This is a genomic window from Paenibacillus sp. J22FR5, from assembly GCF_059691975.1.
This window is the reverse complement of the sequence record NZ_JCAUAN010000003.1, coordinates 283,500-304,079: the sequence shown is the minus strand read 5'-3', so window position 1 is coordinate 304,079 and position 20,580 is coordinate 283,500. Positions and strand designations below refer to the sequence as shown.

Below are 20,580 nucleotides of genomic sequence, written 5' to 3'. Positions count from 1 at the left end.
AAATTGTTAGCCAATTCGGGGGAATTTGGAAAATGAACATGAAGTTAACGCATCCTGTGTTTATATATGACGACCAAGAAATTAAGTATAAATTCAATGATAACCATCCGTTCAATCAAGATCGTCTCATTATGACGGTGGATCTGCTGCGCAAAGCTGGCGCACTGCCAGACAGCGCTCTACTCACTGCTAGTTCCGCGACAGATGCAGATCTTCTGCGCGTGCATACTGCCCCCTATATCGAGGCTGTTAAAGCACTTAGCTCACCTGTGCCTGACGAGCATTGGGTACGAGAGGCGACCCGGTTCGGGCTCGATACGGACGATACGCCTTACTTCCCTGGGATGCATGACATCACAGCGAAGGTTGTCGGTGGTTCCATCCTAGCTGTAGAGCTGGTGATGTCAGGTCAAGTCCCGCACGCCTTGCATTTAGGCGGCGGTCTTCACCACGCCCTGCAGAGCAAGGGCGCGGGCTTCTGCGTCTATAATGACGCATCCGCAGCCATAGCATACGCCAAAGAGAAATATGGCGCTAAGGTTCTTTACATTGACACGGACGTGCATCATGGGGATGGCGTGCAGTGGAGTTTCTATGCCGATCCGCAGGTCGGCACGCTCTCCATTCACGAAACGGGGAAATATCTATTCCCCGGCACAGGGGCTGTGAACGAACGCGGAGAAGGCGACGCGTTCGGCACGAGCGTTAACATCCCGGTGGAGCCTTACACCGAAGATGATTCCTGGCTGGAATGCTTCAGCGAGGTGCTGACCGAGCTGATCGCCCGCTTCCAGCCGGACGTCATTATCTCGCAGCATGGGTGCGATGCCCATGCCTTCGACCCGCTCGCGCATGTGCATTGCTCCATGCGCGTGTTTAAGGCCATGCCCGAGCTCATCCACAACCTTGCGCACCAATGGTGCGAAGGTCGGTGGGTCGCGCTCGGGGGCGGTGGGTACGACATCTGGCGTGTCGTACCGCGGGCTTGGAGCCTGCTCTGGCTCGTCATGAGCGAGCAGGCGGTGTTGGAGCAGCTGGAGGCGGAGCCCCAGCTGCGGCTGCCCCAGGCGTGGCTGGACGCCTGGCAGGGCAAGAGCCCCGTCCCACTCGTGGAGACTTGGCTTGACCCGGTTGAGGCTTGGGCGCCGATTCCTAGGCGCCAGGCGATAACCGATAAGAATCGGCAAACGAAAGATCTCGCCATGATGTATTTGAAATAATACTCTCTTTTATGAAAAAAGCTCAGAACCCGCCGATTAGGCGATGCTCTGAGCTTTTCACTTTGCATTTTTAATATCATTTCAAGCATGTTACAGCTGCTTAACCATCTCTTCAACCATTTTATACGAATTCTCCGATGCAATCACCGTGAACTCTGCAAAATTCACGTGTGCTGAACCATCCGCTTTATCGGACATGGAGCGTAGAACCACATAAGGAATCCCATTCATTGCACAAACCTGCGCGACCGAAGAGCCTTCCATCTCGACACATACCCCATTAAGCTCTTGATACAGATTAGCCACCACTTCTCTGCTTGCGATGAACTGATCACCTGACAGTACTCTGCCCTTCTTCACTTTACCTGCGAACAATTTCTCACCAGAAGCTACAGCTAAATCAACGAGTTTGCTGTCCGCTGCGTACACAGAATTCTCTGCATATGGAATTACCCCACGCGGAAACCCAAGTGCTGTCACGTCCATATCATGCTGTACGCATTCTGTGGAAATAACGAGATCTCCAATTTGCAGTTCAGGATCTAACGCCCCTGCTACACCAGTGAAAATCACAGCTTCAACACCGAACTGATCAATCAGGATTTGCGTCGTAACCGCAGCGTTCACTTTCCCTACGCCTGTGCGACATACTACAACGTCTTTACCATAATAAGTTCCTTCTCGGAACGTGATACCAGCTTTTACTGTTTCTCTTATATCCGTCATGTGAGCTACGAGCAGCTCAATTTCTTCATTCATCGCACCGATCAGGGCAATTTTGTTCCACGTCATATTATATTTCCTCTCTTTCTTCACACATGAGAAAACCTCTACCGCTTATTCCACAAGGGGATGTCGCGATTAGAGGTTTGTTTTTTCATTTAAGCTTGAGCTTTAACGGAATGACGGTTAATGATTTCGTGCGGTAGAATCACTTGCATGTTATCCGTTGATTCTTTATTCATCAACTTCGTCAGTAGTCTCATGGACACTGCCCCGATATCATACATCGGTTGAGCAACGGTTGTTAGGGTTGGTCTCACCATGGATGCCATGCGGATGTTGTCCACACTGATCACAGCAATATCTTCCGGAACGCGAAGTCCGTTGTCTTGAATCGTATGAATGGCACCAATAGCCATTTCATCGGTTGCTGAGAAAATCGCAGACGGTTTCGGTGAAAGCTCCAAGAAGTAATTTACAGCATCTACGCTTGACTCATACCGATAGTTACCAATCCGTACATACTCATCACGCACTGGAATACCCGCAGTTTCAAGTGCACGCTTATAGCCTTGATATCTTGCGAAACCATTCGCAGGATCTTGGAGCGTTCCAGATATCATAGCAATGTCGCGATGCCCAGCATCAATAAGAACATTCACTGCATCGAAAGCAGCCTTCTCATGATCGATATCGACGGAAGCCATCGCTTGGTTCTCATCCTTCGTGCCGCATAGAACAACAGGAACGGAAGATGTACGGAAAGCTTGAATATGTTCTTCGGTTACAACACCACCCATAAAGAGCAGTCCATCCACTTGCTTCTCAAGCAACGTATTGATAACACGAATTTCTTTTTCCTTCTTCTTGTCCGCATTACACAAAATAATATTGTAATGGTACATATTCGCAATATCCTCAATCCCACGTGCTACTTCAGCAAAGATAGAATTGGAAATATCGGGAATGACAACACCAACAGTCGTTGTCTTTTTACTTGCCAAGCCTCTTGCTACCGCATTTGGACGGTAACCTAATCGTTCAATGGCTTCAAAAACCTTCTTACGGGTTTGCGGCTTCACGTTCGGGTTGTTATTGACGACCCGAGAAACGGTTGCCATGGAAACGCCTGCTTCTCTCGCTACATCATAAATGGTTACGGTCACGGTTACTCTCTCCATTTTCACAAGTATTCTGCGAACCTAGTATATTATCGTTATGATACGACAAATTAATCCATCTTGCAATGCAAAATGAAAATGCTTTGAAAATAATTTTCATTTTATTTTCAAAAGTTTCACACAAACAATAAAAGCCAACCCCTTAACGAGATTGGCCGCCATTTATTAAGTCGAAATTGCGCTTTGAGTGATTTGTGATAACCGTTCGCGAATTTCCTCAGCCCATGGCTCATCCCCTAGCGATTGTGCTAGCAATAGGATGTCCAACAGCTCATTAATTCGTTCCTCAACAATTTTCTCCATCGAATCATTCATACGCTCTTTTTCTGTCACTTTCAGCAGCAAGAAGGCAACCTCCGAAACTTCATGAAAAAAGAACTGCTGCTTTTCTGGTTTACTCCCCAGTCTACCGATCAAACCCGTAAGTTCAGGTTTCACATGAGGAACAACCTCACTTCGACCACAGGCTTCACAGGAATAAATAGGGACATTCTCAATGTCTACTTTGTTTTGATAAATAACCGTACGCAGACGAAGGTTCATCGTGCGTCCGCACTTACAATACTTTTGCATTCTAACACTCCTTCACTGACAGGCGGCATGTACATGAGTTGCTTGTACTATGTTATTCTACGATATCGTCAGATTTCCTTCTGACATATGCATAGTAGTTTTTGCCACCTTTGGAAGCGAAATGTTACTTTGCCTGTTGTTTACTGAACGCGATAACCTCATCTACAAATCGTTTGGAAAACGCAGGCAGATCTGGCGGTCTACGCCCAGAAATGATGTTGCGATCAACGACCACTTCTTCATCGACCCAAGTTGCGCCAGCATTTTCGATATCATCTCGAATACCTGGGGTAGACGTCATGGTGTAGCCATTTACGATTTTAGCTGAGATCAATACCCAACCTGCATGACAAATTTGTGCAATAGGCTTCACATCTGCATGAAACTCCTGTGTGAGTCTAAGGACGTCTGCATAGCGACGTAGTTTGTCAGGCGCCCACCCGCCAGGAACGTATAGGCCGATATAGTCCGAAGACTTGACTTCATCAAAGGCATAATCCGTCGTGATCGGAACACCATATTTCCCATGGTAGACCGTTTTGGCTTTAGGGCCTACGATATCTACAATGGCTCCTGCTTCACGCAAACGGTAGACCGGGTACCACATTTCTAAATCTTCAAATTCTTCATCAACAAAAGCAAGAACCTTCAAGCCTGCTAATTCCATACTAATTACCTCCTACAATGGATTCAGTTTGTTCTGTTTGAGCAAGCAGCTCCAAGATTTCATCACTGGTTCTGCAAATGAGAATGCGATCCACCAACGCCTTGCATGTCGCGGCATCACTGCTAAGCAACCGATGCTTCACCTGTAAGAGCGTCTGCACGGATATGCTAAGCTCTTCGATGCCAAGTCCTAGCCAGATCGGCAGAGCCCGAATATCCCCCGCCATTTCGCCGCACACGCCAACAGGAATACCTATACGCTTGCCTGCGTCAATTACAGTTTTGAGCAATCGGATGACGGCAGGATGATACGGATTATATAAGTGCGCAATGTTCTCATTCATACGATCTACAGCTAATACATATTGCACGAGATCATTCGTACCAATGCTCATGAAATTCACTTCGCTTGCAAGTACATCCGCAATAATGGCTGCAGCAGGAACTTCAATCGTAAGCCCCACTTCAATATTCGCGTTAAACGGCAGACCAAGAGCGCTGAGCTCCAACTTTGCTCTTTCCAAATGTGATTTCGCTTGACGCACCTCATCTAAGGACGTCACCATGGGATACATAATCTTCACATTGCCATAATGGCTAGCTCTCAAGATCGCTCTTAACTGCGTCATAAATAGATCTGTGCGGTCCAGAGAGATACGAATGGCCCTGTAACCCAGGAAGGGATTATCTTCTTTGGCAAGTGGCATATAGTCCAGTTTCTTGTCCCCGCCAATATCCAATGTCCGGATTACAATGGGACGCCCTTTGAGCTGCATCGCCGCGTGACGGTACACTTCGAATTGTTCATCCTCACTAGGCAAAGAGTCACGATCCATATACAGATATTCCGTACGGAACAACCCAACTCCTGATGCGCCATTACGCAGCACTTGGTCAATTTCCATGACTGAATTAATATTCGCATGCAAATTCACAAAGCTCTTATCTAATGTCAGCGGAGCTATATCAGCAATTTCTTGCAAGCTCTCTTTGAACTCTAACCAGTTTTTCTTACGTGCCTGATAACGTTCGATTGTTGTCTTATCCGGATTAATATATAAAGTGCCTTCTTGGCCATCAATAATCAGGAAATCCCCATTTTGAATAGGACGGAGCAGTTTCCCTTCAAGACCTAGTACATAAGGAACTGACATCGCTCTAGCCATGATTGAAACGTGAGAATGCGTACCGCCAAGAATCGTCAACAGCCCTAAAACATTAGTAGGATCCAAATGAGCAAGCTGAGAGGGCGTAAGCTCTTTCGCTACTAAGATGTATGGATGGTCAATAGGAGGCACTGTCGTACTTGTATCCCCTAATAAATGCTTCAAGAGCCGATTCCCAACATCTTTAATGTCCAGTGCACGTTCTTTCATGTATTCATCATCAATCAAATTAAACATACCAACAAACTTATCAATGACTTCTTTCACTGCAACTTCAGCGGCTTTATATTGCAGCTCGATAATTCCTTGAATCTCATTCATGAAAATGGGATCTTCCAAGATCGCCAAATGTGCATCAAAAATATACGCTTGCTCTTGCCCCACCACTTCTTTGATCTCTTGCTTGATTAGCTCAAGCTCATCTTTCGAATGCCGAATACCATCATATAAGCGCTCGAATTCATAAGCTAAATCCGTCACATCAATCATCTTCTCAGGAAAATCCCATTCCCATGTAGGAATAACAAAAGCTTGCCCCATTGCTATTCCCGATGACGCACCTACACCTCTAATCATCCGTTCGTCCCCCCCTCGGATTTAGTTGGCTTAAGGACAACGGACATAACAGAGCCTTGGCCTTTCTTAACTGGCTTAAACGGAGCAAAGCTCCATGATTTCACGATATCTGGATTCGTAATAATCATTGGTGTAGCTAAGGAAGAGGCGAATTTCTTCACCTTGTTATAATTGAATTTCACTAGCAGTTGACCTGCTTCCACACGATCCCCTTCCTTCACCACCGCATTAAAGCACTTACCCGGTAGGCTGGAAGTATCGATACCGATATGCAGCAGAACCTCAAGTCCTTCATCCGTTAAAATCCCGAGCGCATGCATGGTTGGATAAATGTGCATGATTTTACCTGCAACGGGAGAAACCAACTCTCCTTTTTCAGGAATAAAAGCAACACCATTACCGACTAACCGGGAAGCAAAAATACGATCAGGCACTTCTTCGATCGGGATCATTCGCCCCTGCATCGGTGAAGTAAACAAAACAACATGAATATCTTTGCGCAATACTTTCATGATTTCTTCACGTATAAGCTCTGAAAATGTTCCAAACACGACTTGAACATTGCCTCCTCCAAGACGTATGACGCCTGCTGCTCCTAAGTGTCGTAATGCCGTGATGTCCATCAGACGATCATTGACAAGCGTAAGTCGCAATCGGGTAATGCAGGCTTCAATCTTCTTAATATTGTCTTTTCCACCGAGTGCTTGCAAAATCAAAGGAGAACGATACGGAATGTCTCCTGCCCATTCTTCTAACGGTGAGCCTTCTTCCCTACCAGGTGTAGGAATTCGGAACTTCTGAATCGCCCATCGGAATAAGAAATAATAAAGTAAACCATAAACCAACCCAATCGGAATCAACAATAAGCCATTGTGTGACAAGTGCAAATTAATGATGTAATCAATAGCCCCCGCTGAATAAGAGAATCCATGGTGGATATTTAACTCATAGGCGATCCACATGGCCACGCCCGAAAGGATGGCATGAATAACAAACAAATAGGGAGCTACAAAAAGAAAGGCAAATTCAATTGGCTCTGTCACGCCAGTTAAAAAGGAAGCTAATGCTGCGGTCAAGAAAGTAGCCTTGATCTTCGGCTTTAAATCTTCCCTGGCTTCCCCGATGATCGCGAAAGCAATAGCTGGCAAAGCAAACATCATAATCGGGTATAAGCCTGCCATATACATACCTGCTGTGGGATCCCCTGCAAAAAACCTTGGCAAATCTCCGTACGCATATTGGCCAGACGGAGTCTCATACGCCCCAACTTGAAACCAAAAGAAGTTATTCAGGATATGGTGCAAGCCAGATGGCACGAGCAAGCGATGGGCGATCCCATATATGAATGCCCCGAAGCCGCCTAACCCGAGTAAGCCATTTGAAATTTTGCTCATAACCGTTTCCAAATAAGGACCAATCGCAATCATGATATAAGACACGATGAGCGTAGCGAGTCCCATGACGAGCGGTACCATGCGTGGTCCACCAAAAAATTGTATGTACTCTGGGAGTTTAATCTCCTTACAGCGATGATAGATGATCGCAGCCAACAGACCAATTAAGATCCCGCCAGACACGCCTAATTGAAATTGCGGGCCTAGCTCATGCTCGATCAGTCGGGTAAACATAAAATAACCCAACATGGCAGATAAACCAGCTATTCCGGCGCTTTCTGTTAACCCTAATGCCACACCGACAGCAAAAATAATTGGTATATAATCAAAGATTGTATTTCCAGCCAATGATAACATATCCCCAAAGCTTGAAGCATGTATGACATCCCAAGGTAATTCCCCTAGACAAAGCAGCACAGCAGCAATAGGAAGCGCAATGGTAGGCAGCATTAAGGAGCGGCCAAGCTGTTGTAAGTTCCCCATCCAGTTCAAACGAATGCTACCTCCTTAACAAATTCAAAGAGTATCTTTCACTTCATCATAAGATTCTCTTATCAAATCGTAAAGCTTGTTCGTCCTTTTGTCAAAACCAAAATAAGCAGATCGTCTATTTCTAATCGAGGGGTTTTTCTACATACGAAACGTAAAAGTTGACTAAGTCACCTGGAAGCTGTCATAATTTACCTGTACCCCATTTCATGATCTTAGGAGGAAATACGCTTATGTCTTATGATGTTATTATTATTGGTGCTGGTCCTACTGGCGCTAGCGCAGCACTTTTCACTTCAAAGGCAGGCAAGAAGACGCTCGTTATTGACAATGAACAAAGTGTTACAAAGCGTGCATGGATCGAAAATCATTATGGTGTTGAAGCGATTGGCGGGCCTGAATTAGTTGAAATCGGCAAAAAGCAAGCCGCCAAATTTGGTACTGAATTCGTCCAGGGCAAAGCCACTCAGCTCGTAAAAAGCGAAGATAGCTTTCAAGTTTCCACAGAAAATGGTACATATACAGGTAAGCACGTAATTCTGGCAACAGGCTTGTCCGTTGAGCTGGCTGAAGCAGCCGGCATCACGACAAAAGAAGGAACTGAGCCGCGGATTAAAGCGATTGTTGACTGCGACGCACAAGGGAATACGAGCCTGAAAGGCGTATGGGCAGCAGGCACGACCGCTGGTGTCAGCATGCATACGATCATCACAGCTGGTGATGGAGCCAAAGTCGCAATTAATGTTATAAGTGAGCTTAATGGCGCGCGCTATGTCGATCATGATGTTTTGAAAGCTTAGTTCCCACGTATGAGAAAACCGCTAATCGATACCCTGCAAAGGCGATCGACTAGCGGTTTTATTTGATTTATCCGTCCTGCCTTAGTTGTTCCGCGGATTCAGAATGGCGTCTTCCACTTTGATGCAGCGGTCCATGATGACCTCTAAGCCTGCTTCACTAGCAATACGTCCTGCTTCTTCATTCACGATGTCTAACTGCAGCCAAAACACCTTCGCTCCAATCTTAACTGCCTCTTCGGCCACAGGTACAACTTGATCGGCACGACGAAATACGTTAACGATATCAACAGGTTCAGGGATGTCCGATAAAGAAGCATAACATTTCTCGCCTAAAATCTCATCTGCATTTGGATTAACAGGAATGATCCGATACCCTCGGCTTTGCATAGCTGCTGAAACCATATAGGATGTTCGATCTGGTTTATCCGATAAGCCAACTACAGCAATATTCCCTGCATGTGCAAGCAACTCTTTGATGTGTTCTCTGGACGGATTTTCAAATGTCATAAGGATCGCTCTCCTATTTATTCAAGTAGGTTAAACCTTGTTTGCCCATAGCTGTCCAACTGTCGACAAACTGGGCTTTATTGACTTGTACTTGTTTTTTTCCGCTCAATGGGTCATTTAAATAGACATTTGTCTCATCAAAACCAACAAGTACAACCGCATGCTCCGAATACGTCGTTTTTAATGGGCCAATTGGTGTATCCCAGGTTACCCATTTGTACGGTTGGTTATAATCAATCGTCGTCCAAACGATGACTGGGATCCCATACGCCACTTGCCCCTCATACAGTTCGAATGCTTCGCCCGTTATATCAATGGCTTGCGGGACATAGTTCTTCAGCAGAGGGAACAATCCCGCATGATAGATGCCGAATCCTCTTTGATTACGAGTAACATCTCCTACGAAGCCGGTATTCGGATTTCCCCAATACCCGATGGAACCATCTGAGTTAAGCGTTGCTGGCGTACTATCTCTAGGCATTTCTGCAACTAGTTCCATCTTCGTTTTGTTCACCCCGTAGAACTGCAGCAGCATCGTGAGACTGGTGATCTCACAGCCCGCTGGCAATTCAGGCAGCTGTTCAAAGATGGGAACATCCAGCATCGCTGATTTTATTTTGGCAGGGGCGGGCGACGGTGTCGGTTTCACAGTGACCTTCGTCGTTGCTGCGGGTTTATCAACTGCTAAGACTACTGGACCAGACGCGAATAAAGCTGGCTCTTTCCCCGTTGCCTTCGCATACAGCAATACAGCAAATACACTGCTTGCAAATGTAAGACCTGCTACGAGAAACAATCCAAACGTCACCTTCAATCCTTGCCAAATAATCCTCATGCTGACTCACCCATTCATTGTAATTGAGATTCTAAGACTCACTCACAAGCTCAACCTGTGCGCCGATCGAACGCAAATGGTCGAAATATTGTGGATAAGACTTCGCCACATGATGGGCATCCCGAATCGTTAAACCCTTCTCAGAGCGCAGACCAACAACGGTCAAAGCCATAATAACGCGGTGATCGAAGTGTGCATTGATTTCTACGCCGCCTTCAACACCTTGTGGCTTACCATGAACAATAATTTCACTCTGACGCTCTTCAACATGGGCTCCAGCCTTGCGAAGCTCATTCAAATAATCTGTGATACGATCACACTCTTTATACCGAAGGTTTTCAACATTGTAGAAACGTGAAGTTCCTTCCGCAAACACTGCAGCAGCAACCATAGCTAGTACAGCATCTGTAAAATGGTCACCATCAAATTCACCGGCAACAAGACGTTGATTGCCTCGCACATGGACAACACCATTATCATGCGTTAGATTTACACCCATTGCCTTTAGAACATCTACACAAGCCTTCTCACCTTGCTTGCTGTTCTCTTCAAGACGAAGCACGCGCACATCCGAATTCGTAACTGCAGCCGCAGCAAGAATGGCTGCGGAGCCTGGATAGTCACCTTGGATGACATATTCTTTGGCTTCATAAGATTGTCTACCTGGGATGCGGTAATGCATTAAATCTTCACTTGCATGAACAACAATACCTGCCTGTGCCAATACCTCAAGTGTTTGGCCGACAATAATTTTGGATTTCAAATCGTGCAGAACTTCAATTTCACTATCTTCCTCTAGCAAAGGGGTCATAAACAACAAGGAACTTAAGAACTGAGAACTCACATTACCCGAAACAGTGATTTTACCGCCGCGGGGTTGTCCCCCTTTAATCGTTATCGGCAAACGACCGTTATTATGTTGTACTTCTACACCCATTTGTTGCAAAGTATCAATTAAATCATCATGAGGACGTTTTCCTAAGGATTCCGGATATGTATTAACGAACGTCACATCAGGACAGAAAGCAGCAGTTGACATTAGAAAGCGCAACACAGCTCCAGCATTGCCAACGTTCAATTCAGACACGTGCCTCGGGTTCTTGCCAAATCCAGTGATCACAATTTTCTCATCGTCTTCTTCAATAATCGCACCAAGATCTCGCACACAGCGTCTCATGGCATCACTATCTTCACTATGAGCTGGATAATAGATCGTACTTGTCCCATTCGCAAGAGCGCCGATGAGCAGGTAGCGAGTTGTGTAGTTTTTGGAGGATAAAGCATTGATTTCCCCTTGGAGATGGGAGGTTGGTTTTACGATGGCTTTCATGTCGTTTGATAACTCCTTCGCAAGTAGTTTATATGAAGTATCCGGTATGATGAACGTTAGACAACAATCATCAATGGGATGATAGAGATCCTAAGATTTATTGACAGTGTACCATACGAAATCTAACTTGGAAACCTACTTCCGATGCAGGATAGTCTAGGAAAAGCTAGATAAAGCAACACATCGTTTGACATATCAACTTTATATTTCTATCATACTAAGTAAGGAGAATTCTTCCGAAATCACAAACATGGAGGCATAGTCATGGATACGATTCTACCATCCGAAATCAAAGCAAGACTTGCGCAAGGAGAGCATTTAACGCTCATCGACGTTCGCGAAGATGATGAAGTAGCCGAAGGCATGATACAAGGCGCTATCCATATCCCATTAGGCCAATTGCCAGACCGTCTAAGCGAGATTCCTCAAGCCGACGAAGTCATCTTAGTATGTCGCAGCGGAAACCGCAGCGGACGTGCGCTAGGCTATTTGGAAGCCAATGGCTTCAAAGGGCTTAAGAACATGACCGGCGGCATGCTGGAGTGGGAAGACTAAGCTGACAAGCTTGTCTTCTCGCTCTAGTGTAGCCCAGCTTGCTGAATGATGCGATCCGTAATTTGATCCTCAGTTAGTTCTGTTGTATCAATGGACGTATGCGCAAAATCATACGCATGTTTTCTTTGTTCCATGAGTGTATGAACCCGTTCTTCCAAATTACCTTGCAGCAAAGGACGATTGGTATCGCTACTTACTCTTTGGATAATCGTTTCTGCTGATGCATTCAAAGCGACGACAAAGCCATGCTCCAGCATGCACGCTCGGTTGGACGCTGCGAGAACCGCGCCGCCTCCCGTAGCTACCACTTGTCCTTCACTATCTAATATACGAGCTAACGTCTCTGTTTCGAGAGCGCGAAAATGAGCTTCTCCTTGATTCCGAAATAACTCGGATATACTTGTCTCTTGAACTTCTTCTAGAACCGCGTCAGAGTCACAAAAGCTCCATCCTAGTCGCTCAGCCAGCTTCCTGCCTACGGTTGATTTCCCAGTCCCCATGAAACCTACAAGCACTATATTTCTTACTGTCACACAAATCCCCTTTTCTCATATGCTAGTCATACAAACTTTCCCAACATCATACCATAGCCCTTCCAACATGAATACAATCCACCAAAAAATCATATAGTAGTGTGAATAAATTCTAGCACAAACAGTTAAGATTTTAGAGAGACCATGCCGACAAGGAGAGATGGAGCTTTGAACCCTACTGTTTTAAACCAAACTGTCACCTTTACCAATCGCACACAACGCAAACTGGAGCAAATTTTGCACCCAAGCTATACGCTATGCAAAGAGGATGTCGTCTGGATTCTGGAATTTATTAAGAAAAAAGTGGCTGAAGAAGACCCGATGATGCAAGGTCTCACTCAACCACGATTATTAAGAAACTTTCGTTATTTTGCGGAGGTCTCTCTCATGCTCATCCATCGTCGCAATGGCTTCGATCAAGAAGCTGACCGACTTAAGATGTGGCTAAGAGAAGCCGCATATGGCTTGCAGGAAGAGGCTTAACGCCTATTCCTATTCGTTACCCATCCAGTTGTAGTGGAAGGATCCTTCTTTATCCACACGCTGGAACGTGTGAGCACCGAAGTAATCACGTTGCGCTTGCAACAGATTAGCCGGCAATCTTTCAGTGCGGTAGCTATCATAGTATGCAAGTGCTGATGCAAAGGAAGGTACTGCGATACCGCGAGTAACAGCTTCTGCGATGACTTGTCTCCATGATTGTTGGTAGTTATCGACTACGCCTGTGAAGTACGAATCGAGCAACAGATTTTTCAATTCAGGATTGCGATCATACGCATCCTTGATATTTTGAAGGAATCTAGCACGAATGATACAGCCGCCACGGAAAATCATTGCGATGCTGCCATATTTCAGATCCCATTTATATTCTTCGGAAGCTGCTCTCATTTGAGCAAAGCCTTGCGCGTAAGAACAAATTTTGCTGGCGTAAAGAGCTTGACGAACAGCCTCGATAAACGCTTTGCGATCGCCTGTAAATGCTGGAGCATCAGGTCCTTTGAGAACTTTGCTAGCTGCTACGCGTTCTTCCTTCATCGCGGAGATGAAACGGGAGAATACGGATTCTGTGATGATAGAAAGCGGCACGCCAAGGTCCAGAGCACTTTGACTGGTCCATTTTCCTGTTCCCTTTTGTCCAGCGGAATCTAAGATCACATCAACCATTGGTTTACCTGTTTCAGCGTCATATTTGGTGAAAATATCACGCGTGATTTCGATCAAGTAGCTATCAAGCTCCCCGTTGTTCCACTCCGTGAAAATCTCATGAAGCTCTTCTGTGCTTACATTCAAAACATCTTTCAGCAATTGGTAGGCTTCGCAAATCAACTGCATATCGCCGTACTCAATGCCGTTATGCACCATTTTCACATAGTGACCGGCACCATCTGGTCCGATATACGTACAGCAAGCATCTTCGCCAACTTTAGCAGAAATCGCTGTAAGGATTGGCTCTACCAATTTATAAGCGTCTTCTTGACCGCCTGGCATAATCGCAGGTCCTTTAAGCGCGCCTTCTTCACCGCCGGAAACACCTGTTCCAACGAAACGAATACCGTGTGCTTCAAGCTCTTTGTTACGACGTTGTGTGTCTGGAAAGAAAGCATTACCGCCGTCGATCAAAATATCGCCTTTATCCAAATGCGGCAGCAATTGGTTGATTGTATCATCCGTAGGTCCGCCTGCTTTGACCATGATCAAAATTTTACGCGGCACTTCAAGCGATTGAACGAATTCTTCAACACTGTATGTACCAACAAGTTGTTTACCTGGTGCTTCTTGAAGAAGCTCCTTCGTTTTCTCAGCAGAACGGTTGAATACGGATACTGTAAAGCCTCTGCTCTCAATGTTTAATGCTAAGTTTTTCCCCATTACCGCTAAACCTACAACACCAATTTGTTGCTTAGACATGTCTCTTCTACACCCTTCCGATATATAAATAGTTAAATCGTCATCGCGCCAAAACCGCCGTCCACTCTCAAAACAGTTCCTGTAACAAAGCTTGAAGCTTTCTCAGAAGCTAGATATACTGCAGCACCTTGAAGCTCTACAGCTTCACCAAATCGATTCATCGGCGTATGACGCATGATGGATTCGATTCGTTCCGGCGACAAAATCTTACGATTCTGCTCTGCAGGGAAAAAGCCAGGAATAATAGCGTTCACACGCACGCGACTCGGAGCAAACTCACGAGCTAAGTTCTGTGTAATATTATTCACAGCTGCTTTAGAAGCGGAGTAAGTGAATACACGAGAAAGTGGTGGATCAGAGGAAACGGATGAAATATTAATAATGCTTCCGCCTTGACCTCGTTCAACCATATATTTCCCAAACACTTGGCAGGCTAACACGACACTTTTCAAATTGACCTCCATAATAGAATCCCATTCTTCCATGGAAATGTCAAAGAAAGGTGTAGCACTATTTTTGCCTGGACAGTTCATAAGGATATCCGCACTGCCCGACCAAGCGATAACATCTTGAAGAACTTGCTCTAAATCCTCACGTTTGGTTGCATCTGCTTGGAATGTCTGAGCTTCGCCGCCAATCGCTGCAATGCTCTCGCGAACCTGCTCGCTTTTCTCTTGATTGCGTCCAACGATCGCTACCTTAGCGCCATGTCCAGCCAAAGCAAGCGCCATGGATCCACCCAGTGTGCTGTTACCGCCGATAATTACCGCTGTTTTCCCAGAAAGATCGAATAAGTTCATTGTCGTCATCCTCTCAATTGATGTTGCTTGGCAAACGTTGGTTGAAAGCCTATAGCTAAATTAGGATTGAGGACTCCGTAGGTGCTGACCTTGAAAAGCGGTGATCGCGTCGAATTGATCTTTTAACTGATGATATACGCTCGTATAAATAGATGTCAATTGCTGATAGACGCGATAATCGTTTTCATTCACCTCGTGAGCCTTACCTACTTGAATCCATTTGTGTGCATGTGATAAGTCTTCGATCTCTCCCATAGCAAGTAGACCAAGCAATGCTGCGCCAATTCCTGAACTCTCAATCGAGTCTGGAACGGTAACCGCTGTACCGAGCATGTCGGTCATCATTTGACGCCAGAACTCCGAACGGGCGAAGCCGCCGGATGCGCGAATGACCGTAGCAGGTCCCATCATCCGTTCCAACGATGCAGCAACGGCTTGAATAGAGAACATAACACCTTCTAGCGCAGCGCGAATCATATGCTTTTTCTGGTGACTGAGTGAAAGTCCGAAATAGACACCTCGCGCATTCGCATTCCAGTAAGGAGCTCGTTCACCAGACAGCAATGGCAAGAAGAGCAATCCATCTGAACCTGCTGCCACTTCAGCAGCAAGGGCTGTCAGGTGGTCGTAAGGATCCATACCCATGCGGCGTGCTTCTTCCGCTTCTGCTGTCGCGATCTGATCTCTCACCCAACGGAACACGATACCTCCGTTGTTAATTGGTCCACCTACGACCCAGAAGTTTTCGGTTAGTGCGTAACAGAACAACTTGCCTTCTGGATCTGTTTGCGGTTTGCTCACCACGCTGCGAACAGCGCCGCTCGTACCGATGGTAACGGCAACAACGCCAGGTTCAAAAGCGCCAACGCCGAGGTTGGCCAGGACGCCGTCGGAAGCACCAACAATAAACGGCGTGTCCGCTGCCAAGCCCATCGCAGCCGCATGTGCTTGACTTAGTCCTTCAACACGATGCGTCGTTGGTACTAGCGTGGACAGCTGCTTCGGTGTCACGCCGGCATAGTCTAGTGCGCCAGTATCCCAATCCAACTGCTTCAGATTGAATAAGCCTGTCGCACTTGCCAATGAGTGGTCGATGAGATACTGACCAAACAGCTTAGCAAACACATACTCTTTAATCCCGATAAATTTATGTGTATTTTGAACAAGCGCTGGTTCATGCTCACCGAACCACTTGAGCTTCAGAAGCGGTGACATGGGATGAATCGGTGTGCCTGTTCTCGCATAAATCTGTTGTCCGAGCCCGCTGCGCTTCAAATCCTCCGCATACTGGCTGCTTCGATTGTCCGCCCAAGTAATACATTGTGTAAGCGGCTTATTGTGCTCATCTACGGCGATTAAGCTGTGCATGGCGGAGGAGAAGGACACGCAAAGCACTTGCTCAGGCGTGATGCCTTGTTTACGTACGACGACGCCAATACCCTGTACAACAGCATTGAAGATTTGATCTGGATCCTGTTCAGCGCGATCCGCAGCCGGTGTGAACAACGGATATTCAATGGAATGTGAGGCAAGAACGCGTCCATCACGATCAATGACAAGCGTCTTGGTGCTCGTTGTTCCAATATCCGCTGCTATGATGTATGGCTTCTGACTATCCGTCATTTGCAAATATTCCCCTCTGCATCGAATGTGAGCTCAAATGGCTCTGACAAAATTTCAATATCCGGATGCTGACGAGCAGCTTCAAGGAGATTCACCGAGATTTCAATTTCACCAAGGTGGAGTGTGTCTTGAATGCGTACCAGCTTACAGGTTGTGTAATCCAAAATGTTACATGTTTTCACGGCCGCTTTGATCGCGTAAAAATCATTCTCAAGGGTAGTAGCTATCTTCGTAGGCGCACAAACCGTAGAGGTTAACCCATTCGCATAGGTGAATTCTAAGTTTGTCTTATCTACTAGACGCTGTGTAGTAAAATCAGCCGTACCAACACCATTCGCGTTGCCTTTGGTTTCATGTGTCAAATCGAGTACAACCATCTTGGACACTTCTGGCCCCCCATGCGCATAAGGGGTAGGGTAACGCCCTGTCACGTTGGGATCCATGCCATCGCCGCTAATATTTTTACCGATGTAATCAATCACAAGCACATCGATCTCATCGAATAAAATTTTCGGCAGGCGTGACTTCGCTTCGATGAGCAGAAGCTCTTCCCTTGCTTCAATTTCCGCGGCAGGCAACACTTCAACTTGACAGGTCTCATCGTAAGCATTCTCAACGAGGGCTACACCGAAGACGATTGGCAGCTTCTCAATCATCAAATTCGCCATTGCTGGCACATTCTCAGCCATGTACTTAAAGCCTAGTTGATGACAAGCTTCCGCACCTTTTTGCTTGCCAAGACCAATCGCGATCATCTTCATGATGCCGCTCTCAATGCGTCCGCGGAATGCCGTATGCGGCTTCACGCGGTTGATGACAACAATGGCATCCGCTTCCGAAGCGATGCGATCCACATAAACCGGCAAGCCGTTCGGCAATTGATCGATTTGAACGACATCCATTGAGGAGCGAATCGGTGCTCCCATTGTTTCTTCTGTAATCCCAAAGTGTTGAAGCACCTCGGTTTGGCCTTCTGCCGTTGCGCCGCCATGGCTTCCCATGCACGGTACGATGAAAGGATGTGCACCTCTTGCCTTGATGGCATCCAAGGTTGTTTTTGTGAAGCCTGCGATATTAGCAATCCCTCTGCTTCCTACAGCAACTGCTACTTGCTGTCCAGGAAGGATGCTCGGCATAACGCCGCTGCTTTCCAGCTTATCCGCGAGTTCCTGCAAGGGATTTTCCAAGATGGAACGATCAAACTTCTGGCGAATTTTGACCATTTGCGGAATCGGAATATCATTTAACAACTCTCTTAGAATGCTCATCGACTTCTCCCACTTTCCTTATGCATGTAATGGTTGCACAGATTCACGAACGATCAGCTCTGTTCGTAACAGCAACTGCTCGGTTTCATTTAATTTGTTTTCTATATTACCTAGGAGACGCAGTGCGCCTTCTTTGCTAATTTGCTCAATGGGTCTACGAACCGTCGTTAATGCCGGGGTTACATACGCAGCAAAAACCGTATCGTCAAAGCCAACGACAGATATGTCTTGAGGGACCTTTAAACCCGCTTCAAACACCGCTTTAATCGCTCCTAATGCCATCTCATCGTTACAACAGAAAACAGCTGTCGGTCTCTCTGAGAGGGCCAAGAATTGCTGCATCGCTTTATGACCGCTTTCCAAATCGTACAGACCAGGCATACGATATTCCGGCGGAACCGAAATACGATAATGCCCCATCGCTCGTTCAAAACCATCCTTACGATTTTGTGCGGATTTGAATCCTTTACGTCCTTCGATCAAGGCAATCCGCTGATGCCCTTGATTGACGAGAAAAGCTCCTGCATGGAAGGCACCTTGCTCTTCGTCGGAAAGGACATTCAACACACCTGCGGTGTCTACTGGCCGATTCAATACAACGAGCGGAATTCCTTTCGCTGCAATATGCTCGATAATCGGTTGATCGTCATCGCTTTGACTGACAATGATAATACCGTCAAAGCTTTTCTTCGTAATGGAATGAAAGCTCGTGTAATCATCAATCCCTTTGACAATCAGCTGGTAGCGATCTCTAATTACGGAGTTGACGCCGCGAATCGCTTCGTAAAAGAAGCCCGCGGAAGTTCCATTGCTTAGTGTGGTAAAGAATAGCCCCAAGTTATACGAACGATCGAGCACCAAACTCTTCGCACTATAATTCGGTGTATAATCTAGCTCTTCTGCGATGATACGAATTCGCTCCTTGGTCTCCTCTTGGATGAGCGGACTGTTGTTCAGAGCTCTGGAAACCGTCGTGTGCGATACACCCGCTAGTTTCGCAATATCCTTAATGGTTACGCTCATGCCTTCACCTCTATCAGAAGCATATCACATCTATGCACACGTTAACAATAGTCTTTTTACTGCACAAAAAAGCTCCCCTTTCAGGGAGCTCGCCATGTATTATTCGTTGAAAAATGCCGGCAAATACGGACGATTCTGCTCTAACATCTCATCCATCAACGTCTTCGCTACGCCCACTGACGGCACTAAAGGATGATGGACGAGAGCCTGAAGAACCAAATCTCGACTTCCCGTGACAGCTGCTTCGATGGTCAAGCGCTCGTAAGATTTAACCGCGTGCATGAGTCCCTTCACATGTTCAGGAACCTTGGTCAATCCCATTGGCACTGGACCTTGGCCCGTAACCACACAATTGACCTCGATGCAAGCATCGTTGGGCAGGAAATCAATGATGCCGTTATTGCTGACATTCAGGGTCTGAATGTCTCGTCTGTCATTATAGAGCGAGATCATGAGATTCACTGCTGCTTCCGAATAATAAGCACCGCCGCGCTTTTCTAGTTGCTTTGGTTTCTCCTGCAAATCTGGATCTTGATACAATTTGAATAGCTCATCTTCAACTCGTTTTACCACTTCGGCTCGCGTTCCATTTTCTTTCATTGACGCCAACTGCTCCTCGAGCATCACGTCTGTCATATAGAAATATTTCAGATAGTACGAAGGCAGGGCTTGAAGAGAGCGCAGGAAATCCGCATCCCATTCGCTCGCGGGAACGTTTTTACCGCTGTATTCTTCTCTTTTATCCAGGAGTTCACTTAGTTTGTCCTCGCCATTTATCTCAGCACGCGTCACCCAATGAAGATGATTTAAGCCCACAAACTCGGTATAAATCTGCTCAGGTGCTACGTTATATTTATTCATCAACCATTTGTGCAACCCAATCGGGGCGTTACATAGCCCTATACTTTTTACGGTAGAGTATTTATGAATCGCTTCGGTCACCATACCCGCTGGATTCGTAAAATTCAACAACCAGGCATTCGGACTGAGCTCTTCGATATCTTTACAGATGTCCAATAAGACAGGAATCGTCCGCAATGCTTTCATCATCCCACCAGGACCCGTCGTTTCCTGACCAATCACACCATATTTATTCGGAATATGCTCATCCCATTTGCGAGCTTCCAATAAGCCTACTCGCATTTGTGTACTTACGAAGTCCGCATCTTTAATCGCTTCACGGCGATTTAAGGTTAAGTATACCTCGATTGGCAAGCCTGACTTTTCGATCATTCTTTTCGCGAGGTTACCAACGATTTCCAACTTATGTTTACCCGCTTCAACGTCAACAAACCAAAGCTCTTTGACAGGAAGCTGCTCGTAAGTCTTAATGAATCCTTCCACGATTTCCGGGGTATAGGATGAACCTCCACCGATAATTGCAATTTTTAGTGCACCTTTCATAACACT

At 46.2% G+C, this 20,580-nt stretch carries 20 protein-coding genes; 4 read left to right on the top strand and 16 right to left on the bottom strand.

Annotated features, from left to right (window positions below; all coding sequences use genetic code 11):
- The first annotated feature begins 32 nt into the window (after positions 1-32).
- Positions 33-1,220 carry an acetoin utilization protein AcuC gene (locus tag AC58P7_RS07715; RefSeq protein ID WP_497341447.1) on the top strand — a complete coding sequence of 396 codons (1,188 nt, stop codon included), beginning with the start codon at positions 33-35 and terminating at the stop codon, positions 1,218-1,220.
- A gap of 90 nt (positions 1,221-1,310) precedes the next feature.
- Here AC58P7_RS07715 and AC58P7_RS07710 read toward each other — a convergent pair whose 3' ends face one another.
- The 6 genes from AC58P7_RS07710 to AC58P7_RS07685 all read right to left on the bottom strand — a co-directional run bounded on the left by AC58P7_RS07710 (position 1,311) and on the right by AC58P7_RS07685 (position 7,991).
- Positions 1,311-2,012, bottom strand: a complete 702-nt coding sequence (locus AC58P7_RS07710) for a 5'-methylthioadenosine/adenosylhomocysteine nucleosidase (RefSeq protein ID WP_497341445.1) — start codon at positions 2,010-2,012, stop codon at positions 1,311-1,313.
- A gap of 89 nt (positions 2,013-2,101) precedes the next feature.
- On the bottom strand, positions 2,102-3,109 hold the full coding sequence (gene ccpA / locus AC58P7_RS07705; protein WP_497341443.1) for a catabolite control protein A: 1,008 nt from the start codon (positions 3,107-3,109) through the stop codon (positions 2,102-2,104).
- A gap of 180 nt (positions 3,110-3,289) precedes the next feature.
- Positions 3,290-3,697, bottom strand: a complete 408-nt coding sequence (locus tag AC58P7_RS07700; RefSeq protein WP_497341441.1) for a hypothetical protein — start codon at positions 3,695-3,697, stop codon at positions 3,290-3,292.
- A 124-nt stretch (positions 3,698-3,821) separates the two neighbouring features.
- Complete coding sequence (locus AC58P7_RS07695; protein ID WP_497341439.1) at positions 3,822-4,364, bottom strand: type 1 glutamine amidotransferase domain-containing protein; 543 nt, start codon at positions 4,362-4,364, stop codon at positions 3,822-3,824.
- A 1-nt stretch (position 4,365) separates the two neighbouring features.
- Positions 4,366-6,105, bottom strand: coding sequence for a phosphoenolpyruvate--protein phosphotransferase (gene ptsP / locus AC58P7_RS07690; RefSeq protein ID WP_497341437.1), 1,740 nt, complete (start codon positions 6,103-6,105; stop codon positions 4,366-4,368).
- Positions 6,102-7,991 carry a glucose PTS transporter subunit IIA gene (locus AC58P7_RS07685; RefSeq protein ID WP_497341435.1) on the bottom strand — a complete coding sequence of 630 codons (1,890 nt, stop codon included), beginning with the start codon at positions 7,989-7,991 and terminating at the stop codon, positions 6,102-6,104. Before AC58P7_RS07685 ends, ptsP begins: the two co-directional genes overlap by 4 nt.
- A 230-nt stretch (positions 7,992-8,221) precedes the next feature.
- On the opposite strand from AC58P7_RS07685, the gene AC58P7_RS07680 reads away from it, so the two are divergent.
- Positions 8,222-8,788, top strand: coding sequence for an NAD(P)/FAD-dependent oxidoreductase (locus AC58P7_RS07680; protein WP_497341433.1), 567 nt, complete (start codon positions 8,222-8,224; stop codon positions 8,786-8,788).
- 81 nt (positions 8,789-8,869) lie between these two features.
- On the opposite strand, the gene AC58P7_RS07675 is transcribed toward AC58P7_RS07680, so the two are convergent.
- Genes AC58P7_RS07675 through aroA form a run of 3 tightly spaced genes read right to left on the bottom strand, consistent with a single transcriptional unit; the run spans position 8,870 to position 11,460 of the window.
- Entirely contained in the window at positions 8,870-9,295 is a 426-nt protein-coding gene (locus tag AC58P7_RS07675) for a CoA-binding protein (RefSeq protein WP_497341431.1), read from the bottom strand.
- Positions 9,296-9,308: 13 nt separating this feature from the next.
- Positions 9,309-10,130 carry a C39 family peptidase gene (locus tag AC58P7_RS07670; RefSeq protein ID WP_497341429.1) on the bottom strand — a complete coding sequence of 274 codons (822 nt, stop codon included), beginning with the start codon at positions 10,128-10,130 and terminating at the stop codon, positions 9,309-9,311.
- Between the two features lie 31 nt (positions 10,131-10,161).
- Entirely contained in the window at positions 10,162-11,460 is a 1,299-nt protein-coding gene (aroA, locus tag AC58P7_RS07665) for a 3-phosphoshikimate 1-carboxyvinyltransferase (RefSeq protein WP_497341427.1), read from the bottom strand.
- 264 nt (positions 11,461-11,724) lie between these two features.
- Here aroA and AC58P7_RS07660 point away from each other — a divergent pair, with 264 nt between their 5' ends.
- Positions 11,725-12,015 carry a rhodanese-like domain-containing protein gene (locus tag AC58P7_RS07660; protein ID WP_497341425.1) on the top strand — a complete coding sequence of 97 codons (291 nt, stop codon included), beginning with the start codon at positions 11,725-11,727 and terminating at the stop codon, positions 12,013-12,015.
- A 23-nt stretch (positions 12,016-12,038) separates the two neighbouring features.
- Here AC58P7_RS07660 and AC58P7_RS07655 read toward each other — a convergent pair whose 3' ends face one another.
- On the bottom strand, positions 12,039-12,548 hold the full coding sequence (locus AC58P7_RS07655) for a shikimate kinase (protein ID WP_497341423.1): 510 nt from the start codon (positions 12,546-12,548) through the stop codon (positions 12,039-12,041).
- Positions 12,549-12,716: 168 nt separating this feature from the next.
- Here AC58P7_RS07655 and AC58P7_RS07650 point away from each other — a divergent pair, with 168 nt between their 5' ends.
- Positions 12,717-13,031, top strand: coding sequence for a hypothetical protein (locus AC58P7_RS07650; protein ID WP_497341422.1), 315 nt, complete (start codon positions 12,717-12,719; stop codon positions 13,029-13,031).
- Positions 13,032-13,040: 9 nt separating this feature from the next.
- On the opposite strand, the gene gnd is transcribed toward AC58P7_RS07650, so the two are convergent.
- The 6 genes from gnd to AC58P7_RS07620 all read right to left on the bottom strand — a co-directional run bounded on the left by gnd (position 13,041) and on the right by AC58P7_RS07620 (position 20,574).
- Positions 13,041-14,456, bottom strand: coding sequence for an NADP-dependent phosphogluconate dehydrogenase (gnd, locus tag AC58P7_RS07645; RefSeq protein WP_497341420.1), 1,416 nt, complete (start codon positions 14,454-14,456; stop codon positions 13,041-13,043).
- A gap of 32 nt (positions 14,457-14,488) precedes the next feature.
- A complete protein-coding gene (locus AC58P7_RS07640) occupies positions 14,489-15,256 on the bottom strand; it encodes an SDR family oxidoreductase (protein WP_497341418.1) in 768 nt (255 codons plus the stop codon).
- Positions 15,257-15,316: 60 nt separating this feature from the next.
- A complete protein-coding gene (gntK, locus tag AC58P7_RS07635; RefSeq protein WP_497341416.1) occupies positions 15,317-16,879 on the bottom strand; it encodes a gluconokinase in 1,563 nt (520 codons plus the stop codon).
- Entirely contained in the window at positions 16,876-18,147 is a 1,272-nt protein-coding gene (locus AC58P7_RS07630) for a nickel pincer cofactor-dependent isomerase, group 22 (protein ID WP_497341414.1), read from the bottom strand. Before AC58P7_RS07630 ends, gntK begins: the two co-directional genes overlap by 4 nt.
- A gap of 18 nt (positions 18,148-18,165) precedes the next feature.
- Positions 18,166-19,170, bottom strand: coding sequence for a LacI family DNA-binding transcriptional regulator (locus AC58P7_RS07625; RefSeq protein WP_497341412.1), 1,005 nt, complete (start codon positions 19,168-19,170; stop codon positions 18,166-18,168).
- Positions 19,171-19,269: 99 nt separating this feature from the next.
- Positions 19,270-20,574: a 6-phospho-beta-glucosidase gene (locus AC58P7_RS07620; protein ID WP_497341410.1), complete on the bottom strand. Its 1,305-nt coding sequence runs from the start codon at positions 20,572-20,574 to the stop codon at positions 19,270-19,272.
- Positions 20,575-20,580 lie beyond the last annotated feature (6 nt).